Source organism: Pseudomonas monachiensis (assembly GCF_047345015.1).
In the GTDB taxonomy this organism is placed as follows: Bacteria; Pseudomonadota; Gammaproteobacteria; order Pseudomonadales; family Pseudomonadaceae; genus Aquipseudomonas; species Aquipseudomonas monachiensis.
On the sequence record NZ_CP178857.1, the window covers coordinates 5,760,940 to 5,778,476 of the forward strand.

Below are 17,537 nucleotides of genomic sequence, written 5' to 3' on the forward strand. Positions count from 1 at the left end.
CCACTGGAAATACCCGGCAAAAACACCCCTCTGCGCGCCACCCCATACTGACCTAGCCTTCACGCACCTCACCGAGCAAGGACGCTCAAGATGCTTCCCGACCTGCGCCTGTTTTTCGCCGCTCTACTGACCTTTACCTATCTGACCGCCAGCGCCGCCGAGTGCCCGGCCTGGCCACCCGAACGCGCCCGGAACGAAGTCGACAAACTGCAACAGCAAATCGACCTCTGGGACGACAGCTATCACCGCCTGGGACGTTCACTGGTCGCCGATGAACTCTACGACCAGTCCCGCGCGCGACTCACCCAATGGCGCCACTGCTTCAACCTGAGCCCGTCCGCAGACCCCTTGCGCACCGCGCGCGGCACCTTGCCCCACCCCATCGTCCACACCGGCCTGGACAAGCTGCACGATCGGCCCGCCGTGGAAAAATGGCTGCGTGACCGGGTGGACGTCTGGGTCCAGCCTAAAATCGATGGTGTGGCGGTGACCCTGGTTTACCGCAACGGCCTGTTGGCCCAGGCAATCAGTCGTGGTGACGGCCAGAGCGGTCAGGACTGGACGGTTCCTGCGCGGCTGATTCCGGCCATCCCGCAACGGCTATCGCAGGCCCGGGACTTGATCGTGCAAGGCGAACTGTATTGGCGCCTGACCGATCATGTGCAGGCCCGGGCCGGCAGCCTCAATGCCCGCGGCTCGGTGGCCGGCCTGATGGCGCGCAAGGTCTTGAGCGCCGAACAGGCCGCCAACATCGACTTGTTTGTCTGGGACTGGCCCCAAGGGCCGGCGAGCGTGCCCGAGCGTGCCGCGGCGCTGACTGCGCTGGGCTTCCCGAATACCACGGCATACAGCCAGCCAGTTACTTCAGTCATCGATGCCGAACGCTGGCGCGAACACTGGTATAGCTCCCCCCTGCCCTTTGCCAGCGACGGTGTGGTCCTGCGTCAAAACCAGCGCCCAGCCGCCGAACGCTGGCAGACCAGGTCACCCTACTGGGCCATTGCCTGGAAATACCCCTTCGCCAAGGCACTGGCCGAAGTCCGCCAGGTTCACTTCAAAATCGGCCGGACCGGGCGGATCACTCCGGTACTTGAACTGACCCCGGTGAAGCTCGATGACCGGCAGATCAAACACGTCAGCGTCGGTTCGTTGCAACGCTGGCAGACGCTGGATATCCGCCCGGGTGATCAGGTTGCCATCAGCCTGGCCGGGCTGACCATTCCCAGGCTCGATAGCGTTGTATTGCGCAGCAGCGAGCGCGCCGAATTGAACGCCCCCCTGGCAGAGGACTTTCATTCATTGAGTTGCTGGCAACCGACTCCAGGCTGCGAGAGCCAGTTCCTCGCGCGCCTGACCTGGCTCAGCAGCAAACAGGGCCTGGCGCTGCCCAATGTGGGTCCGGGGACTTGGGAAAAACTTCTTGCAACAGGTCGCCTGAACAGTCTGCTGGATTGGTTGACCCTCGATGCCCAAGAGCTTGCTACCATTGACGGTTTCGGCGAGCGCAGTGCGCTTCGCCTTGCGGACAGCTTCAGCCAGGCCCGGCAACGCCCGTTTATACACTGGCTCAAAGCCTTGGGATTACCGCCGACAGGCCAGGCGCCTCTCGGCGACTCATGGCAGGCACTGGCCCGGCGCGACATCGAACAATGGCGGGCCGCGGCCGATATCGGGCCAGGGCGCGCAGCGCAACTGAACGCTTTTTTCCGCGATCCGCAGGTTCTGGCCTTGAGTGAAACGTTACGTGATGCGGGGATTGACGGCTTTTAGCGGTCGGCCCTGCGCCCACCGGGAACCCCAGGAGACCGCTGGGCTCCAACAAGCCATTGCCACACCGGTCTGCTTGCTTTCCTACATGGAGCTTTTATGAAACTTCTTTCACCGCTCGCCCTGTTGACCCTTTGCAGCGTGCTGGCCACCCCGTTGATGGCGGACGAGGAAGCGCCGGGGCTGACCGGTTGCGCCGCCAAGAAGCAAGGTATCGTCAACCAGATCGAATTGGCCAAGGTCCACGGCAATGCCGATCAGCAGGCCGGGCTGGAAAAGGCCCTGAGCGAAGTCGAAGCCAACTGCACCGACGCCTCGCTGAAGAAGGAACGGGAAAACAAGGTGCTCGACGCCAAGCACGAAGTCAGCAAGCGTCAGGCGGACCTCGACAAGGCCATGAGCAAAGGCGACCCCGACAAGATCAACAAGCGCAAAGACAAACTCGCCGATGCCCGCAAGGAATTGCAGAACGCATTGGATGAGCTGGATAAGTAAGAACGGATAACGAACAAAGAGCTTTGGTATTGCCGAAGCAGCCTTCGTCGGACCGAGCAACACCAATCAATGATCCCGAAACGCCTTATGACAAGCACTGCAAGCATCTTCGACTTTCTGCACCGCCGGCCCCAGGTTGCTAGCCTTGTAGGGCTGGACCTGGCTGGCAATCACCAATTCACCGGTGGCGCCTTCAAGGTCACGGGCCATTGCCTGAAAACGTGTCTGTTGCTCCCAGACATCGCTCTTGGCGCTGGTGTGATCCTCTTCGCGCACTTGCGGAAAATGCTGCCACGGCTCACGGGACAACGCATCGAGCTTCACCGCGCCTTCGGCGAACTTAGGACCATCGAACGCAATGCGTCCACGCAACATGCCGCCCAGGTCTTCGCCAGTTTTGAGCATCTGCTTGAAAATGGCCTTGCGCTGGCCGAGCGGCGAGTTGGGGTCGATACCGCCACAAGCGGACAGCGTCAGGCAGGCCAGCAATACAACAGAAAGTCTTTTAAGAGTCATGGTGGCTTCAGGTCACGGGAAACGGCGGCCAGTATCCTCGCGTCATCGGCAAAGACCAATAGCCCTATTATCAACAAGGGTTGCTTGAGCACATGGAGCGCTCAGGCAACCGGCAAAGGAATCACTCCATGAACAGCCGTTTCAAGGCATGGCGTCACAGCCTGGCCTGGACCCTGCCGATGGTGGCCCTGCTCGCAGGCTGCACCGGTGGCGACAAACAACAACCGAAAACCCACGCCCTTGCCACCTACTCCAGCGCCACATGGGAAGCACTGCCGGCGGTGTCCGACAGCGATCTGGTCGCCGGTTTCGGTTCCTGGCGCAGCGCCTGCACCCGACTCAAGGCGGACCCGGTCTGGGGTGGCACCTGCGCCGCGGCTGCCAACGTGCCGCAAACCGCCAGCGACATTCGCGGTTTTCTCAAGCAGAACCTCGATGTCTATGGCCTGCGCGCCGCCAACGACAACCCCAACGGCCTGATCACCGGCTACTACGAACCGGTCTATCCCGGGAGCCTGACCCAGACCGGCGCTGCCAATGTCCCGGTCTATGGCGTCCCCGAAGACATGATCATCGTCGCCCTCGACAGCATTTACCCGGAACTCAAGGGCAAGCGCCTGCGCGGGCGACTCGAAGGTCGCGTGCTCAAGCCGTACGACGATGCGGCAACCATCGAGAGCAAAGGGGTCAAGGCGCCGGTTGTGGCCTGGCTGACCGACCCGATGAACCTGCAGTTCCTGCAAATCCAGGGGTCGGGTCGTATCCAGCTCGACAATGGTCGCCAGCTGCGCATCGCTTACGCCGATCAGAACGGCCATCCGTATCGACCGATCGGCCGCTGGCTGGTGGAACAGGGCGAGTTGAAAAAAGAAGACGTGACCATGGGCGCCATCAGCACCTGGGCCAAGGCCAATCCTTCGCGCATTCCCGAACTGCTCGGCAGCAACCCCAGCTACGTGTTCTTCACCCGAAACCCGGACAGCAATGAAGGTCCGCGCGGCTCGCTGAACGTACCGTTGACCGCCGGCTACAGCGCGGCGGTGGATCGCAAGGTGATTCCGCTGGGCAGTCTGTTGTGGCTGTCCACTACAAAACCGGACGGCACGGCCCTGGTTCGCCCCGTGGCAGCGCAGGACACTGGCGGCGCCATTGCCGGCGAGGTTCGGGCAGATCTGTTCTGGGGTACCGGCGATGCGGCCGGGCAACTGGCCGGGGACATGAAACAGCAGGGACAGATCTGGATGCTCTGGCCCAAAGGTGCAGTGCTACCGCAAGTGCCGCAGGTGGCGGACAAACTTTAACGTCAAAAGATCGCAGGCTTCGCCAGCTCCTACAGGCACATTCGACACCCGGTAGGAGCTGGCGAAGCCTGCAATCCTTTGATCTTGCCTTTAAACCGACGCCACAAAGAAACTCACGATCAACCCCATCCCCACCAACCACATCAACGACCGCAGCGTCGCCAGGTCCGTCAGATAGAAAATGATGTAGAGCAGACGACTGGTGATGAACAACACCGACAACACATTGATTGTCACCAATTCGGCGTTGCCCGCCAGGTGCGCCACGATCACCGCGGCTGCGAACGCTGGCGTCACTTCAAAACTGTTCAGCTGCGCCGCATTCGCCCGCTTGCCCAACCCCTCCAGGGAATCGAGAAACCCTCGTGGATCATGATTGTCTTTCAGTCTGTACCCGCCACTGACCTTCGCGACACCCGTGCACAGATATGGCAGGAAGATCGCAATCAAAATGCACCACAGAGCAACCGTCATAAAGCAGTCCCTTCTTCACGTTTCAGAACAGTCAAAATTTCATGATCAATATACCGATCAGCACCAGCCCACAGGCTAAGAGGCGCGGCCCGCCAAAAGGTTCTTTGAGGTAACGCATGCCAAACAGTACCACCAGGATTACGCTGATCTCGCGCAACGCCGCTGCCTCTGCAATCGATCCCAATTGCATCGCCCACAGCACCAGAGCGTAGCTGAACAACACGCAGAACCCGACGGCCAGGCCCAGTCGCCACTGCTCGCGCCAGAACAACATGAACGCAGGCCGTTTGCGCACCAATGCCAACAGCGGAAAAGGCCAGGCACTGAGCAAGGTGACCCAGACCAGGTAATCCAGTGGATGGGACCAGCGCCGCAATGCCTGCCCGTCGATGTAGGTGTAGCAACCGATGCACAGGCCGATCAGTGCCACCACCGGCAACATTGACCACGGCAAACGCGCTCCGCCGCCGCCCTGCCAGAGCAGGCACAACATGCCGAACGGAATCAGCAGGATGCCGAAAATCTGCTGATGGGTCAGCACTTCCCCGGCAAAGATCAGCGTCAGCGCCAGCACCACCAACGGCGAGAGGCCGCGCATCAATGGATAGACCAGCCCGAGGTCGCCGACCCGATAGGCCTGGATCAGCAAATAGCGATAGAGCAACTCGAACGCCGCCGATGCCAGGATCCACGGCCAGATCTCCAGCGGCGGCACACTCAGGAACGGCAACATCAGCACGACAAAGAGCAGCGCCACGCTGTCCATGCAGGCCACTACCAACAGTCGCTCGGCACTGAACTTGATCAGGGTATTCCACGCCGCATGCAACAGCGCCGCCACCAACACCAACGCAGTCGCAAGCACGACCCACTCCTTTTGTTGTCTCCACGATCCTTGTTGGGGTGCAGAGAATTGATTCGCCATATTTCAGTGTCTGTTTATACTGCAAGCGACCACGCCGCACTCAGTTGCGCACAGACTAATTCCAAAAAAAATTCTGCCCGGCCCGCTCTCATCGAGAACGGTCGTCGGCCTGCGTATGCCTGATCACAGCGTCAAGACTACCGACAGAGACCTTGCGCATGCCACTCGCTTTGCTTGCCCTCGCTGTTGCCGCCTTCGGCATCGGCACCACTGAATTCGTCATCATGGGTCTTTTGCCCGATGTCGCCCGCGACCTCAGCGTGAGTATTCCCGATGCCGGATTGCTGATCACCGGCTACGCCCTGGGCGTGGTGTTCGGTGCGCCGATCCTCGCGGTCGGCACCGCCAACATGCCCCGCAAGGCCACGCTGTTGGGCATGACGCTGATGTTCATCCTCGGCAACATGCTCTGTGCACTGGCGCCGAACTACGCCACGCTGATGGCCGCACGCGTGATCACAGCACTGTGCCACGGCGCATTTTTCGGCATCGGTTCGGTGGTGGCTGCCGGACTGGTGGCCCCCAACAAACGGGCTCAGGCGATTGCCATGATGTTCACCGGCCTGACCCTGGCCAACGTGCTCGGCGTGCCACTGGGCACCGCACTCGGGCAATACGCCGGCTGGCGCTCGACCTTCTGGGCGGTGTCGGTGATCGGGGTTCTGGCGGCGATTGCGCAATGGGTCTGGCTGCCGAAAAACATCGCGATGGATAAAGCCAACCTGGCCAGCGAGTTCAAGGTGCTGGGCAAGGCCAACGTGCTGCTGGCCCTGGGTATGAGCGTGCTGGCCTCGACCAGCCTGTTCAGTGTGTTCACCTACATTGCGCCAATCCTGCAGGACATCACCGGTGTCAGCCCCCACGGCGTCACCATCATGCTGTTGTTGTTCGGTGTTGGCTTGACCGCCGGCAGCATGCTCGGTGGTCGTCTGGCGGACAGCCGCTTGCTGCCTTCTCTGGTGGGCATGGCGCTGGCGGTTCTGGTGGTGTTGGCGGCCTTCACGCAAACCAGCCATTCGGTGATCCCGGCGGCGATCACGCTGGTGTTGTGGGGGACATTTGCCTTCGCCCTGTGCCCGATCCTGCAACTGCTGATCATCGACCAGGCCCACGAAGCACCGAACCTGGGTTCGACCCTGAACCAGAGCGCCTTCAACCTGGGCAACGCGGCCGGCGCCTGGATCGGCGGGCTGGTGGTGGCCAGCGGCGCCGACCTGGCAGACCTGCCCTGGACCGGCGCGCTGGTCAGCGGGCTGACTGTGGTGACTGCACTGTTCTTCATCTATCGCCAGCGCCGCGGTGCGGCTGCACTCGACGTGGTGGGCTGAACATCACCTTGATGGTTTTTTGATCTGCTGCGGATCGGGCGCCTCGCTCTGATCCGCTGTTTTTTTCGGCGGCCCGCTTTCGCTGCGAATCTGCGCATGGCTGATCAGCGCGAAAATAAAACTGCCACCGATGATGTTCCCCGCCAGCGTCGGCCCGGCGAACACCAGCCAGAAATCACTCCACGGCAACTCGCCGGCAAACACCAGATACGAAACCTCCAGCGAACCGACCACGATGTGGGTGAAATCCCCCAGCGCCATGAGGTAGGTGATGAGGATGATGATCCACATCTTGGCACTCTCCATGGACGGGATCATCCAGACCATGGTGGCGATCATCCATCCGGAAATGATGCCCTTGGCGAACATCTGGCTGGCGTGGTTTTCCATGACCTTGCGGCCGATATCGAGGAAGGCGACATCGGTCTTGCTGTCGAAAATCGGCAGTTCCAGCATCACGTACGCCACCAGCAAGGTGCCACAGAGGTTGCCGGCCAGCACCACCGTCCACAGCCGTAGCAGCCGGCCGAAGTTGGCCAGCGTCGGCTTGGTCATCACCGGCAGCACGGCGGTCAGGGTATTTTCGGTGAACAGCTGCTGGCGGGCCAGGATCACCGCGAGAAAACCGGCGCAATAACCAAAACTCGCGATCACCTTGAACCCTTCGCCATCCGGCAGACGCGAATTGAGCAACCCCATGCCCATCAGCGACAGGCCCATGGTCAACCCCGCCGCCAGCGCCGACCACCACAACGCCGCAATGCTGCGCTCCAGTTCCTGATCGCCCTGGGTACGGATGATCTCGTGCAGCACCGCGGCGCGGGGCGGCTGGCTCTTTTCGACTTCGTGCTCTTCTTGCGCCGAAAGGTTCGGGGTCTTGCCGTCTTGTGCCGAGTTCATGGGATGCGCAACCGGTGGCGGGCTATTTAGCTACGACACGCGCCGATCAAGTTACGTTCGGTAGGAGCTGCCGAAGGTTGCGATCTTTTGACTTGGATCCTGGCGTCATCACTGACTGCTTAAAATCAAGATCAAAAGATCGCAGCCTGCGGCAGCTCCTACGGGGCTCGTATTACGAGCCGACGTCATCATCCTTGAACTGGTCCTTGACGTACTTGATCTCGGTCCGGCCGTGAGGTGCCGGCAAGCCGTCTTCACCGAGGTTCACGAACACCATTTTTTCAACGGTGAGAATGCTCTTGCGGGTGATCTTGTTGCGTACTTCGCACGTCAGGGTGATCGAGGTGCGACCGAACTCGGTAGCGGTAATGCCCAACTCGATGATGTCGCCCTGGCGCGAGGCGCTGACGAAGTTGATTTCGGAGATGTACTTGGTGACCACACGCTGGTTGCCCAACTGGACGATGGCGTAGATCGCCGCCTCTTCGTCGATCCAGCGCAGAAGGCTGCCGCCGAACAGCGTGCCGTTGGGGTTGAGGTCTTCGGGTTTTACCCATTTGCGGGTGTGGAAATTCATGTTCACTCCTGAGCGTCTTGCCGAATGATGCTGACCATCATGGCAGAGCCCGACCTAGAGCTCTATTGAGCGTCGTCTATGGTCTCGATTACCGTTCGGACATTGACCGACAGAAACGCTTTGGAAGATCGGCATAGCCCGCTATAATCGCCACCGTTTCAAAACGGTAACCTCTACTTGATACCGTTTTCCCGCCACCTGTCCGAGGGGCGCTGCAGCAGGTTCGACCTGTCAGGCTCGGATGGGGCGTTGCCTGGCCTTCAGTGGCTGGACACTAAACGCACAACGGCGCCCATTCGCATACATTACGAATGGAGGCTCTTCATGAGCGCTGTTATCACGCCTGCAGATTTTACCGACTACAAAGTCGCCGACATGTCCCTGGCTGCCTGGGGCCGTCGCGAAACCATCATCGCCGAATCCGAAATGCCGGCCCTGATGGGTCTGCGTCGCAAGTACTCCGAAGAGCAACCGCTCAAGGGCGCGAAGATCCTCGGCTGCATCCACATGACCATTCAGACTGCCGTGCTGATCGAAACCCTGGTTGCCCTGGGTGCCGAAGTGCGCTGGTCGTCCTGCAACATTTTCTCGACTCAGGATCAGGCCGCCGCTTCCATCGCCGCTGCCGGCATCCCGGTTTTCGCCTGGAAAGGCGAGACTGAACAAGAGTACGAATGGTGCCTGGAGCAAACCATCCTGAAAGATGGCGCGCCTTGGGATGCCAACATGATCCTCGACGACGGCGGCGACCTGACCGAACTGCTGCACAAGAAGTACCCAGCCGTTCTGGACCGCGTCCACGGCGTGACCGAAGAAACCACCACCGGCGTTCACCGCCTGCTGGACATGCTGGCCAAGGGCGAGCTGAAAATCCCGGCCATCAACGTCAACGACTCGGTGACCAAGAGCAAGAACGACAACAAGTACGGCTGCCGTCACAGCCTGAACGATGCGATCAAGCGCGGCACCGACCACCTGCTGTCCGGCAAGCAAGCACTGGTCATCGGCTACGGCGACGTGGGCAAGGGTTCGGCCCAGTCCCTGCGTCAGGAAGGCATGATCGTCAAAGTCTCCGAAGTCGACCCGATCTGCGCCATGCAAGCCTGCATGGACGGTTTCGAACTGGTTTCGCCGTTCATCGACGGTATCAACACCGGTACTGAAGCAAGCATCGACAAGGCACTGCTGGGCAAGATCGACCTGATCGTGACCACCACCGGTAACGTCAATGTTTGCGATGCGAACATGCTCAAAGCCCTGAAGAAGCGCGCTGTTGTCTGCAACATCGGCCATTTCGACAACGAAATCGACACCGCTTTCATGCGCAAGAACTGGGCATGGGAAGAAGTGAAGCCGCAGGTTCACAAGATCCACCGTACCGGCGCTGGCGATTTCGACCCGCAGAACGACGACTACCTGATCCTGCTGGCCGAAGGCCGTCTGGTTAACCTGGGTAACGCAACCGGCCACCCGAGCCGCATCATGGACGGTTCGTTCGCCAACCAGGTTCTGGCGCAGATCTTCCTGTTCGGCCAGAAGTACGCCGACCTGTCGCCAGCCCAGAAAGCCGAGCGCCTGACCGTTGAAGTACTGCCGAAGAAACTCGACGAAGAAGTGGCCCTGGAAATGGTTCGCGGCTTCGGCGGTGTTGTGACTCAACTGACCAAGACCCAGGCCGACTACATCGGCGTGACCGTCGAAGGCCCGTTCAAGCCGCACGCTTACCGCTACTGATCGGACCTGCTGCCTGCTCTCCCTGTGGGAGCGGGCTTGCCCGCGAAAGCGATTTATCATTCAACATTAATGTCGACTGACCCACTGCTTTCGCGAGCAAGCCCGCTCCCACATGGGATGTGCAAGCCTCACAGGCTTACGCGTTTTCAAGGGTATTCCCATGTCCCAAGATCGTCGCTACAGCTTCGAGTTCTTCCCTACGAAGACCGATGCTGGGCAAGAAAAGCTGCTGGCCACTGCTCGCCAGCTGGCCGCCTACAACCCCGATTTCTTCTCCTGCACCTACGGCGCCGGCGGTTCGACCCGTGATCGCACGCTGAATACCGTGTTGCAGCTCGAAAGCGAAGTCAAAATCCCTGCCGCTCCGCACCTGTCCTGCGTGGGCGATAGCAAAGCTGACCTGCGTGGCCTGCTGGCCCAGTACAAGGCCGCCGGCATCAAGCGTATCGTCGCCCTGCGCGGTGACCTGCCTTCGGGCATGGGCATGGCCAGCGGTGAAATGCGCCACGCCAATGACCTGGTTGAATTCATTCGTGAAGAAACCGGTGATCATTTCCACATCGAAGTCGCCGCTTACCCGGAAATGCATCCGCAAGCGCGCAATTTCGAAGACGATGTTGCCAACTTCGTGCGCAAGGCCAAGGCTGGCGCCGACAGTGCGATCACCCAGTACTTCTTCAACGCCGACTGCTACTTCTACTTCGTGGAACGCGTGCGGGCGCTGGGCGTGAACATCCCGATCGTGCCGGGCATCATGCCGATCACCAACTACAGCAAGCTGGCGCGCTTCTCCGATGCCTGCGGTGCGGAAATCCCGCGCTGGATCCGCAAGCAACTGGAAGCCTACGGCGACGACACCCAGAGCATTCAACGCTTTGGCGAACAGGTCATCACCGAGATGTGCGAACAACTGCTGCAGGGTGGCGCTCCAGGGCTGCACTTCTACACCCTGAACCAGGCTGAAGCGAGCCTGGCGGTGTGGAACAACCTGAAGTTGCCGCGTTAAAAGTCGTTAAAGCACGATTAAAAGATCGCAGCCTGCGGCAGCTCCTACAGAGAAATGTGTATTCCCTGTAGGAGCTGCCGCAGGCTGCGATCTTTTGCTTTCAACGCACTATTAATGTGCGGCAATCCACGGAGTTAGAGCATCTGCGGTCAGTTTCTGGCTCTTTCCGGTTTCTCGTCGTAATCTCAGCCCATGCCTTTGATCACGCAGCTAATCGCCGTGCTTGTCTTCACTTGCCTGAGCCTCACCGCCCGGGGCGAGAAGCTGCGCATTGTCACGGAACCCTGGGCGCCCTACGTATACGAAGACAACAACGGCAAATCCCTGGGCCTGGACTACGAAACCACCGCCATTGTCTTCAAGCGCCTGGGCATCGAAGTGGAGTGGCAGTTCCTGCCATGGAAACGCTGCCTGTCGATGCTGGAGACAGGCCAGGCCGACGGCGCGCTGGACATCTTTCACAGCGAAGAACGCGAAGCGACCCTGCTCTACCCCAGCGAACCCCTGTCTGAAGTCCAGTTCGTGATGTTCTACGCCAATGAACGGCCCCATCCGTTTCGCACCCTCGATGACTTGCAAGGCCTGACCATTGGCACCTCGCCGGGTTACCTTTACAGCAAGGATTTCAGCGATTCGACGTTGTTCACCCGCGAGCCGGCCCCTACCCATGAAGCCAACTTCGGCAAACTGGTGCGCGGGCGGATTGACCTGCTGATCACCGACCGCCGGGTCGGTCAGCATTTGCTCGACGAACTGGGCATCCGCGACAAGATCACCGAAAACCCCACGATCATCAGCCAGCAAAGCCAGTTTCTCGCGGTACGGCGCAATGCGGGCATGGATCTGCTGGTGCAGCGTTTCGGCGCCGAACTCAAGCGTTTCAAACGTGAGCCCGCCTACGCTGAACTGAGTGCCCGCTACGGCGCGGAACCGGCAGCCAGCGTGAAGACTGAAAAGGCCACGGTTGCCACGGAAAAAACCGTTGAGCAGCAGGAAAGCGGCGCGCAGTGATTGCTCTGTTATACTCCGGCCTTCCCGCCAGGCTCACGCCCGGACGCTCGGAATCGTTAAAGGCATCTCAACCCCGCTACTGCGCAGCTTTCAGCCCGCGCGAGCGCTTGCAGACGAGCCTTCGAGACCCAGCAGGACCGGACGGGATTGCGTCCTCTTAAACGCGATTCGCGCCAGGCAAGACTCCCATTGGGCCAAGCCCTAACTAGAACAGGATTACTCATGTCCTTTGCTTCCCTCGGTCTCTCCGAGGCTTTAGTCCGCGCCATCGAGGCAGCGGGCTATACCGAGCCTACTCCGGTGCAACAGCGGGCCATTCCCGCCGTGTTGCAAGGTCGCGACCTGATGGTCGCGGCACAGACAGGTACTGGTAAAACCGGCGGTTTCGCCCTTCCGATTCTGGAGCGGTTGTTCCCCAACGGTCACCCGGACAAATCCCAGCGTCACGGCCCGCGCCAACCGCGCGTACTGGTCCTGACCCCGACTCGCGAACTCGCAGCCCAAGTGCATGAAAGCTTCAAGGTCTATGCCCGTGACCTGAAGTTCGTCAGCGCCTGCATTTTCGGCGGTGTCGGCATGAACCCGCAGGTTCAGGCCATGTCCCGTGGCGTAGACGTGCTGGTGGCCTGCCCTGGCCGCCTGCTCGACCTCGCCGGCCAAGGCAGCGTCGATCTGTCCCACGTGGAAATCCTCGTGCTGGACGAAGCCGACCGCATGCTCGACATGGGCTTCGTCCATGACGTGAAGAAGGTCCTGGCCCGTCTGCCGGCCAAACGCCAGAACCTGCTGTTCTCGGCGACCTTCTCCAAGGACATCACCGACCTCGCCGGCAAGCTGCTGCACAATCCGGAACGCATCGAAGTCACGCCGCCGAACACCACGGTCGAGCGCATCGAACAGCGCGTGTTCCGCCTGCCGGCCAGCCACAAACGTTCGCTGCTGGCGCACCTGATCACCGCTGGCGCCTGGGAACAAGTGTTGGTGTTCACCCGCACCAAGCACGGCGCCAACCGCCTGGCCGAGTACCTGGACAAGCACGGCCTGAGCGCCGTCGCGATCCACGGCAACAAGAGCCAGAACGCCCGCACCAAAGCCCTGGCCGACTTCAAGGCCGGCACCGTGCGCATCCTGGTCGCCACCGACATCGCCGCTCGCGGCCTGGACATCGACCAGTTGCCACACGTGGTCAACTTCGAGCTGCCGAACGTCGATGAAGACTACGTGCACCGTATCGGTCGTACCGGCCGTGCCGGCCGTTCGGGCGAGGCGATTTCGCTGGTAGCCCCGGACGAAGAAAAACTGCTGAAAAGCATCGAACGCATGACCAGGCAGAAAATCGCCGACGGCGACCTGATGGGCTTCGATGCCAGCACCATCGAGGCGGAAAAGCCTGAAGTGCGCGAGCGTCCGGACATGCGTAACCCACGCAATCCACGTGGCCCGCGCGGCGACGGTCCGAATGGCAGCGGTGGCGGCGGTGGTCGCAAGGACAAAGGCAAGGACAAGGGCAAGGAAAAACCGGCCGGCGAACGCGGTGAGCGCCCGGCCCGTCAGCAAAAACCACGTGAAGGCACTCCGGCTCGCGAACAGCGTCCGTCGCAGCCTCCTCGTGCCGCCGCTGACCGTGCCCCGGACGAGTTCCTGGACGACGATGTGGATAACTTCGGTAACCGCGTCGACTACGTGCCACAGCAAAAGCCGGCTCAAGGCCGTGGTCGCCGTCCGGGCGCTCCGGCACAGGGCACCGCGGCAGGTTCGGGCGCTCCACGTTCCGGCAAGCCACAAGGTCGCCAGAACGGCCCACGCAACAGCGATGGCGCCAGCACTGGCACCCCACCGGCCAAGCGTAGCGGTCCTCGCAGTGGCGCACCGCGCGACGGCCAGGCCCGCCGCGAAGACTCGCGCAATCGCCGCCCGGCCCGTGACGACCAGCCGCGTTCGGAGCCTGCCGTACAGAACCCGCGCGGTCCCGCGCCGAAGATCATGCACAAGGAGTCGAAGGCTGACCGCTTCCCGACACCTGAGCAACTCGATCAACTGCCAAGCCGTCCTCGTGGTGAAAAACCAGCGTTGCTGACCCGCAATCGCTGAGTTATCGCTGAAATAAAAAATGCCCTGATCTCGCGATCAGGGCATTTTTGTTTGTGCCGCGAATTGCTTTTACAGGAGCTGGCGAAGCCTGCGATCTTTTGATTCTGAAAAGATCGCAGCCTGCGCCAGCTCCTACGGTCTCAGCATTACTTCGCTTTTACACCTTCAAAGGTCACGTACATCTCAACCGCATCGGACGATGGGCCCAGGTCTTTCTGCTTGCCGAAATCGGAACGCTTGAGGCTGAAAGTACCCTCAAAGCCTGCACGGTAGCCGCCCCATGGATCCTTGCCTTCGCCCAGGAACGTGGCCTTGACCACGATTGGCTTGGTTACACCGAGGATCGTCAGGTCACCAGCCACGTCAGCAGTGTCCTTGCCAGCGGCGTTTTTGCCGGTGGGTTTGACGCTGGTGGACACAAACGTGGCTTTGCTGGCGTTCAGGAAGTCTTTGCTGGCGATGTGCTTGTCACGCTCGGCGTTGTTGGTGAACACACTGGCGGTGTTCACGTTGAACTCGATCTTGCTGTCTTCAGGCTTGGCAGCGTCGAAGCTGAACTTGCCGTCGATGTCCTTGAAAGTACCGGTGATGAAGCTGTAGCCCAGGTGGCTGATCTTGAAGTCAACGAAGGCGTGCTGGCCTTCTTTGTCGACCACATAGTCAGCGGCCATTACGTTACCGGCGGACAACAGGGCCGAACCGATTGCCAGGGCGGCCAGAGTCTTTTTCAACATGCTTTGTTTTCCTTTGGAGTCGAGGTTGAACTTCAGGCTTTGCGACCCAGCATTCGCTTGAGGGTCACATCACGGTCGATAAAGTGGTGCTTCAATGCTGCCAACGCATGGAGGCCGGAAAAAATTACCAGCACCCACGCCAGATAGAGGTGAATCACGCCAGCGGTATCTGCCTGGTCCGGCAGTCCGGATATCAGCGCCGGGACTTCAAACAAGCCAAATACCGGGATACCGACACCTTCTGCGGTGGAAATCAGGTAACCGGCAATCAACACGGCAAACAGACTGAGATAGAGAAATCCATGGCCGAACCTGGCGCCGAGGCGCGTCATGCGGCTGTAACTGGACAAGGTCGGTGGCGGCGGGCTGATGAAGCGCCAAAACACCCGCAGCAGCATCACACCCAGCAAAACCAGGCCGATGCTCTTGTGCAGGTCCGGCGCGTCTTTGCGCCAGGTGCTGTAGTAATCGAGCCCGACCATCCACAACCCAAGCGCGAACAGACCGAAGACCGCCAGTGCCACCACCCAGTGAATAACGATGCTGACCCAGCCGTAGCGGGAGGTAGAGTTACGTAGCTGCATTGCCTAGATCCCTGTAAGTGCTGGCCCAAGACTATCGAGTTATCTATCGAATTAAAGCGGAAAATTTTGCTTTGAAATATCGAGAAATACGATCAAGAGTCTGAAACAGATGAGTTAAGAAAAGATTAAAGGCCAATGTGTGTACAAAAATGTAGCCCAACTCAATAACACTTCCTGCCAAAGGTTTATTCGATTGTGTGCCCAGATTTCTCCGGGCATAAAAAAACGCGGCATTTGCGCCGCGTTTTTTTATCCCAGGGCTGACTACGCCTTGGCATCCGTTGTCGGAGTCGCCGCGGGTTTAGCCACTGGCTTCTTCACTGGCTCGGCCTTCTTTACCGGTGCCTTGGCCGGGGCTTTTTTCGCTTCGGTCTTGGCAGCCGGTTTCGCCGGAGCCTTTTTGACCGGCTCGGCTTTTGCCGGGGTTACTGGCTTCGGTGCTTCGACCGGAGCCGGTGCAACAACCAGTACCGGAGCAGGTGCCGGAGTTGCCGGCGCTACCGGCTCTGGCGCCTTGACCGGCTCCGGCTTCTTCTCGTCGTCGGAGCCGCCGAACAGGTTGCTGAAGAAATTGCCTTTCTTCGCCACCACCGCACCAGCGCCCGCCGCTGCGGCAGCCGGACCCACTTTCGCCGGTTCGAACGACTTGCCCGCCGCCAGGTCTTCAACCTGACTGGCTGCACGCTGACCGGTACGCAGCGCGCCTTCCAGGGTGCCCGGGTACAGGGTATCGGTGTGTTCACCAGCGAAGGCTACGCGCTGAATCGGGCGTTCCCACAGGCGCCAGAACTTGCTGATCTGGCCCGGACCGAAGGCCAGGTAGGCGCCGCCGGTGGACGGGTCGGTGCTGTAGCGACGGATTTCATAACCGGTGAACGAACCACGCGCCTGTGGATAGAACGCGTGCAGGCGGATCAACACCTGGTCGACCATCTGCTTGTCGCCGAATGCCTGCATCACCCGCGCGTTGTCGCCGGACAGGTTGATCACCACGTTGGCGCCACCCTTCAGGGCAGGCTCGACCCACAACATCCCCAGGCCGGCGTTGCTGTAGATCTCGCCGGACATGCGCGCCTTGCTTTCCCACACCGGCGTCTTGAACTTGAGCATGATCTGGTCGCGCCAACCGTAGTTGGTGCCCTTGATCGCCGCCAGGTGCTGGGCGTCAAGCGCCGGGGTCATCTGGATCTTGTTCAGGGCGCGCAATGGCACGGCCAGTACCACGTAGTCCGCCTGATAGCCGACGTTGTCGACTTTGACGGTCACGCCGTCCTTGTCCTGAATGATCGACGAGACCGGGGAGCTGGTCTTGATGGTTTTCAGCTGCTTGACGAAGGCCTGGGCCAGCACCGGGCTGCCACCGACCAGGCGCGAAGCTCGCAGGTCACGATCGGAGACGCCACGATAGACGCGGCTCTGTTGCGCGAAGTACAGCAGCGACAAGCGCGAAGGTTCGTCGTAGCGGGTACGGATTTGCTGGTTGATCAACTGGCGGGCGGTGGCCGGCAGGTTCTGCTTGTCGAGCCAGCTCGACACGTTGATCTGGTCCAGCGCGTACAGCGTATTGTTGGCGGCCGGGTTCTGCGGGTCGTCGATCGAGCGGGCCAGATCGTCCACGGTCTTGTCAAAGCGCTTGAGCGCCTCGGCGGTGGCCGGCTGTTTGGTCGCCAGGTCGGCGGCGGAGAAATACTCGCCATCGATCAGGTAGCCTGGGGTCCGCACGAACTCAGGGGCCGGCGTGGTGCTCAGCTTGAAGGTCGAGACGTACTTGTTCAGCACCGGCTGGACCTTGTCGTTGCCGATCCACTCGCTGGTGGCCATGCCGGAGCGACCGCCCAGGCTCGACTTGGCTTCCAGCAAGATGACCTGCCAGCCCTTGTTCTGCAGTTCGTACGCGGCAGTCAGGCCCGACAGGCCGCCGCCGATCACGATCGCGGTTTTATCCTTGGCCAGCGCAGACACGCTGAACAGCCCCAACATCACCAGCGCACAGGCGCGCAGCCAACCGACAGACATTCAGCGAACTCCGGAATCACACGAGGAAAACAGCAGTTTTTGCGAGCCAGACGGCTCAAGAACGGCGAAGGATACGTC

16 protein-coding genes and 1 riboswitch are annotated in these 17,537 nt (G+C 60.5%); of the genes, 8 read left to right on the plus strand and 8 right to left on the minus strand.

Going from position 1 to position 17,537, the window contains the following annotated elements; translation table 11 throughout:
- The first annotated feature begins 90 nt into the window (after positions 1-90).
- The gene (gene ligB, locus ACMDB8_RS25940; RefSeq protein WP_409078145.1) at positions 91-1,770 is read left to right on the plus strand and encodes an NAD-dependent DNA ligase LigB; all 1,680 of its coding nucleotides are present in this window, start codon (positions 91-93) and stop codon (positions 1,768-1,770) included.
- Positions 1,771-1,866: 96 nt separating this feature from the next.
- A complete protein-coding gene (locus tag ACMDB8_RS25945) occupies positions 1,867-2,262 on the plus strand; it encodes a DUF1090 domain-containing protein (protein WP_056726532.1) in 396 nt (131 codons plus the stop codon).
- A 66-nt stretch (positions 2,263-2,328) separates the two neighbouring features.
- Here ACMDB8_RS25945 and ACMDB8_RS25950 read toward each other — a convergent pair whose 3' ends face one another.
- The gene (locus ACMDB8_RS25950) at positions 2,329-2,778 is read right to left on the minus strand and encodes a c-type cytochrome (protein ID WP_056726531.1); all 450 of its coding nucleotides are present in this window, start codon (positions 2,776-2,778) and stop codon (positions 2,329-2,331) included.
- 128 nt (positions 2,779-2,906) lie between these two features.
- On the opposite strand from ACMDB8_RS25950, the gene mltA reads away from it, so the two are divergent.
- The gene (mltA, locus tag ACMDB8_RS25955) at positions 2,907-4,079 is read left to right on the plus strand and encodes a murein transglycosylase A (protein WP_056726530.1); all 1,173 of its coding nucleotides are present in this window, start codon (positions 2,907-2,909) and stop codon (positions 4,077-4,079) included.
- A gap of 90 nt (positions 4,080-4,169) precedes the next feature.
- Here mltA and ACMDB8_RS25960 read toward each other — a convergent pair whose 3' ends face one another.
- On the minus strand, positions 4,170-4,553 hold the full coding sequence (locus ACMDB8_RS25960) for an MAPEG family protein (RefSeq protein ID WP_056726529.1): 384 nt from the start codon (positions 4,551-4,553) through the stop codon (positions 4,170-4,172).
- 31 nt (positions 4,554-4,584) lie between these two features.
- Positions 4,585-5,418: an EamA family transporter gene (locus tag ACMDB8_RS25965; RefSeq protein ID WP_056726528.1), complete on the minus strand. Its 834-nt coding sequence runs from the start codon at positions 5,416-5,418 to the stop codon at positions 4,585-4,587.
- A gap of 218 nt (positions 5,419-5,636) precedes the next feature.
- Between ACMDB8_RS25965 and ACMDB8_RS25970 the strand changes: the two genes are divergently transcribed.
- Positions 5,637-6,806, plus strand: coding sequence for an MFS transporter (locus tag ACMDB8_RS25970; RefSeq protein WP_056726527.1), 1,170 nt, complete (start codon positions 5,637-5,639; stop codon positions 6,804-6,806).
- 3 nt (positions 6,807-6,809) lie between these two features.
- Here ACMDB8_RS25970 and ACMDB8_RS25975 read toward each other — a convergent pair whose 3' ends face one another.
- Positions 6,810-7,706 carry a formate/nitrite transporter family protein gene (locus tag ACMDB8_RS25975; RefSeq protein ID WP_056726526.1) on the minus strand — a complete coding sequence of 299 codons (897 nt, stop codon included), beginning with the start codon at positions 7,704-7,706 and terminating at the stop codon, positions 6,810-6,812.
- A 172-nt stretch (positions 7,707-7,878) separates the two neighbouring features.
- Complete coding sequence (locus ACMDB8_RS25980) at positions 7,879-8,283, minus strand: acyl-CoA thioesterase (RefSeq protein ID WP_056726525.1); 405 nt, start codon at positions 8,281-8,283, stop codon at positions 7,879-7,881.
- 198 nt (positions 8,284-8,481) lie between these two features.
- A riboswitch (S-adenosyl-L-homocysteine riboswitch) is annotated at positions 8,482-8,584 on the plus strand.
- Positions 8,585-8,607: 23 nt separating this feature from the next.
- Between ACMDB8_RS25980 and ahcY the strand changes: the two genes are divergently transcribed.
- From ahcY to ACMDB8_RS26000, 4 genes are all read left to right on the plus strand, one after another.
- Positions 8,608-10,017, plus strand: a complete 1,410-nt coding sequence (gene ahcY, locus ACMDB8_RS25985) for an adenosylhomocysteinase (protein ID WP_056726524.1) — start codon at positions 8,608-8,610, stop codon at positions 10,015-10,017.
- A gap of 160 nt (positions 10,018-10,177) precedes the next feature.
- Positions 10,178-11,023 carry a methylenetetrahydrofolate reductase [NAD(P)H] gene (gene metF / locus ACMDB8_RS25990; protein WP_056726523.1) on the plus strand — a complete coding sequence of 282 codons (846 nt, stop codon included), beginning with the start codon at positions 10,178-10,180 and terminating at the stop codon, positions 11,021-11,023.
- Between the two features lie 192 nt (positions 11,024-11,215).
- The gene (locus ACMDB8_RS25995; RefSeq protein WP_056726522.1) at positions 11,216-12,034 is read left to right on the plus strand and encodes a substrate-binding periplasmic protein; all 819 of its coding nucleotides are present in this window, start codon (positions 11,216-11,218) and stop codon (positions 12,032-12,034) included.
- A 222-nt stretch (positions 12,035-12,256) separates the two neighbouring features.
- On the plus strand, positions 12,257-14,125 hold the full coding sequence (locus ACMDB8_RS26000) for a DEAD/DEAH box helicase (RefSeq protein ID WP_056726521.1): 1,869 nt from the start codon (positions 12,257-12,259) through the stop codon (positions 14,123-14,125).
- A gap of 146 nt (positions 14,126-14,271) precedes the next feature.
- Here the strand turns inward: ACMDB8_RS26000 and ACMDB8_RS26005 are convergent, their stop codons facing one another.
- The 3 genes from ACMDB8_RS26005 to ACMDB8_RS26015 all read right to left on the minus strand — a co-directional run bounded on the left by ACMDB8_RS26005 (position 14,272) and on the right by ACMDB8_RS26015 (position 17,459).
- Positions 14,272-14,859: a YceI family protein gene (locus ACMDB8_RS26005; protein ID WP_015097179.1), complete on the minus strand. Its 588-nt coding sequence runs from the start codon at positions 14,857-14,859 to the stop codon at positions 14,272-14,274.
- A 32-nt stretch (positions 14,860-14,891) separates the two neighbouring features.
- The gene (locus ACMDB8_RS26010; RefSeq protein WP_056726520.1) at positions 14,892-15,443 is read right to left on the minus strand and encodes a cytochrome b; all 552 of its coding nucleotides are present in this window, start codon (positions 15,441-15,443) and stop codon (positions 14,892-14,894) included.
- A gap of 264 nt (positions 15,444-15,707) precedes the next feature.
- Positions 15,708-17,459 carry a flavin monoamine oxidase family protein gene (locus ACMDB8_RS26015; protein ID WP_409078146.1) on the minus strand — a complete coding sequence of 584 codons (1,752 nt, stop codon included), beginning with the start codon at positions 17,457-17,459 and terminating at the stop codon, positions 15,708-15,710.
- Positions 17,460-17,537 lie beyond the last annotated feature (78 nt).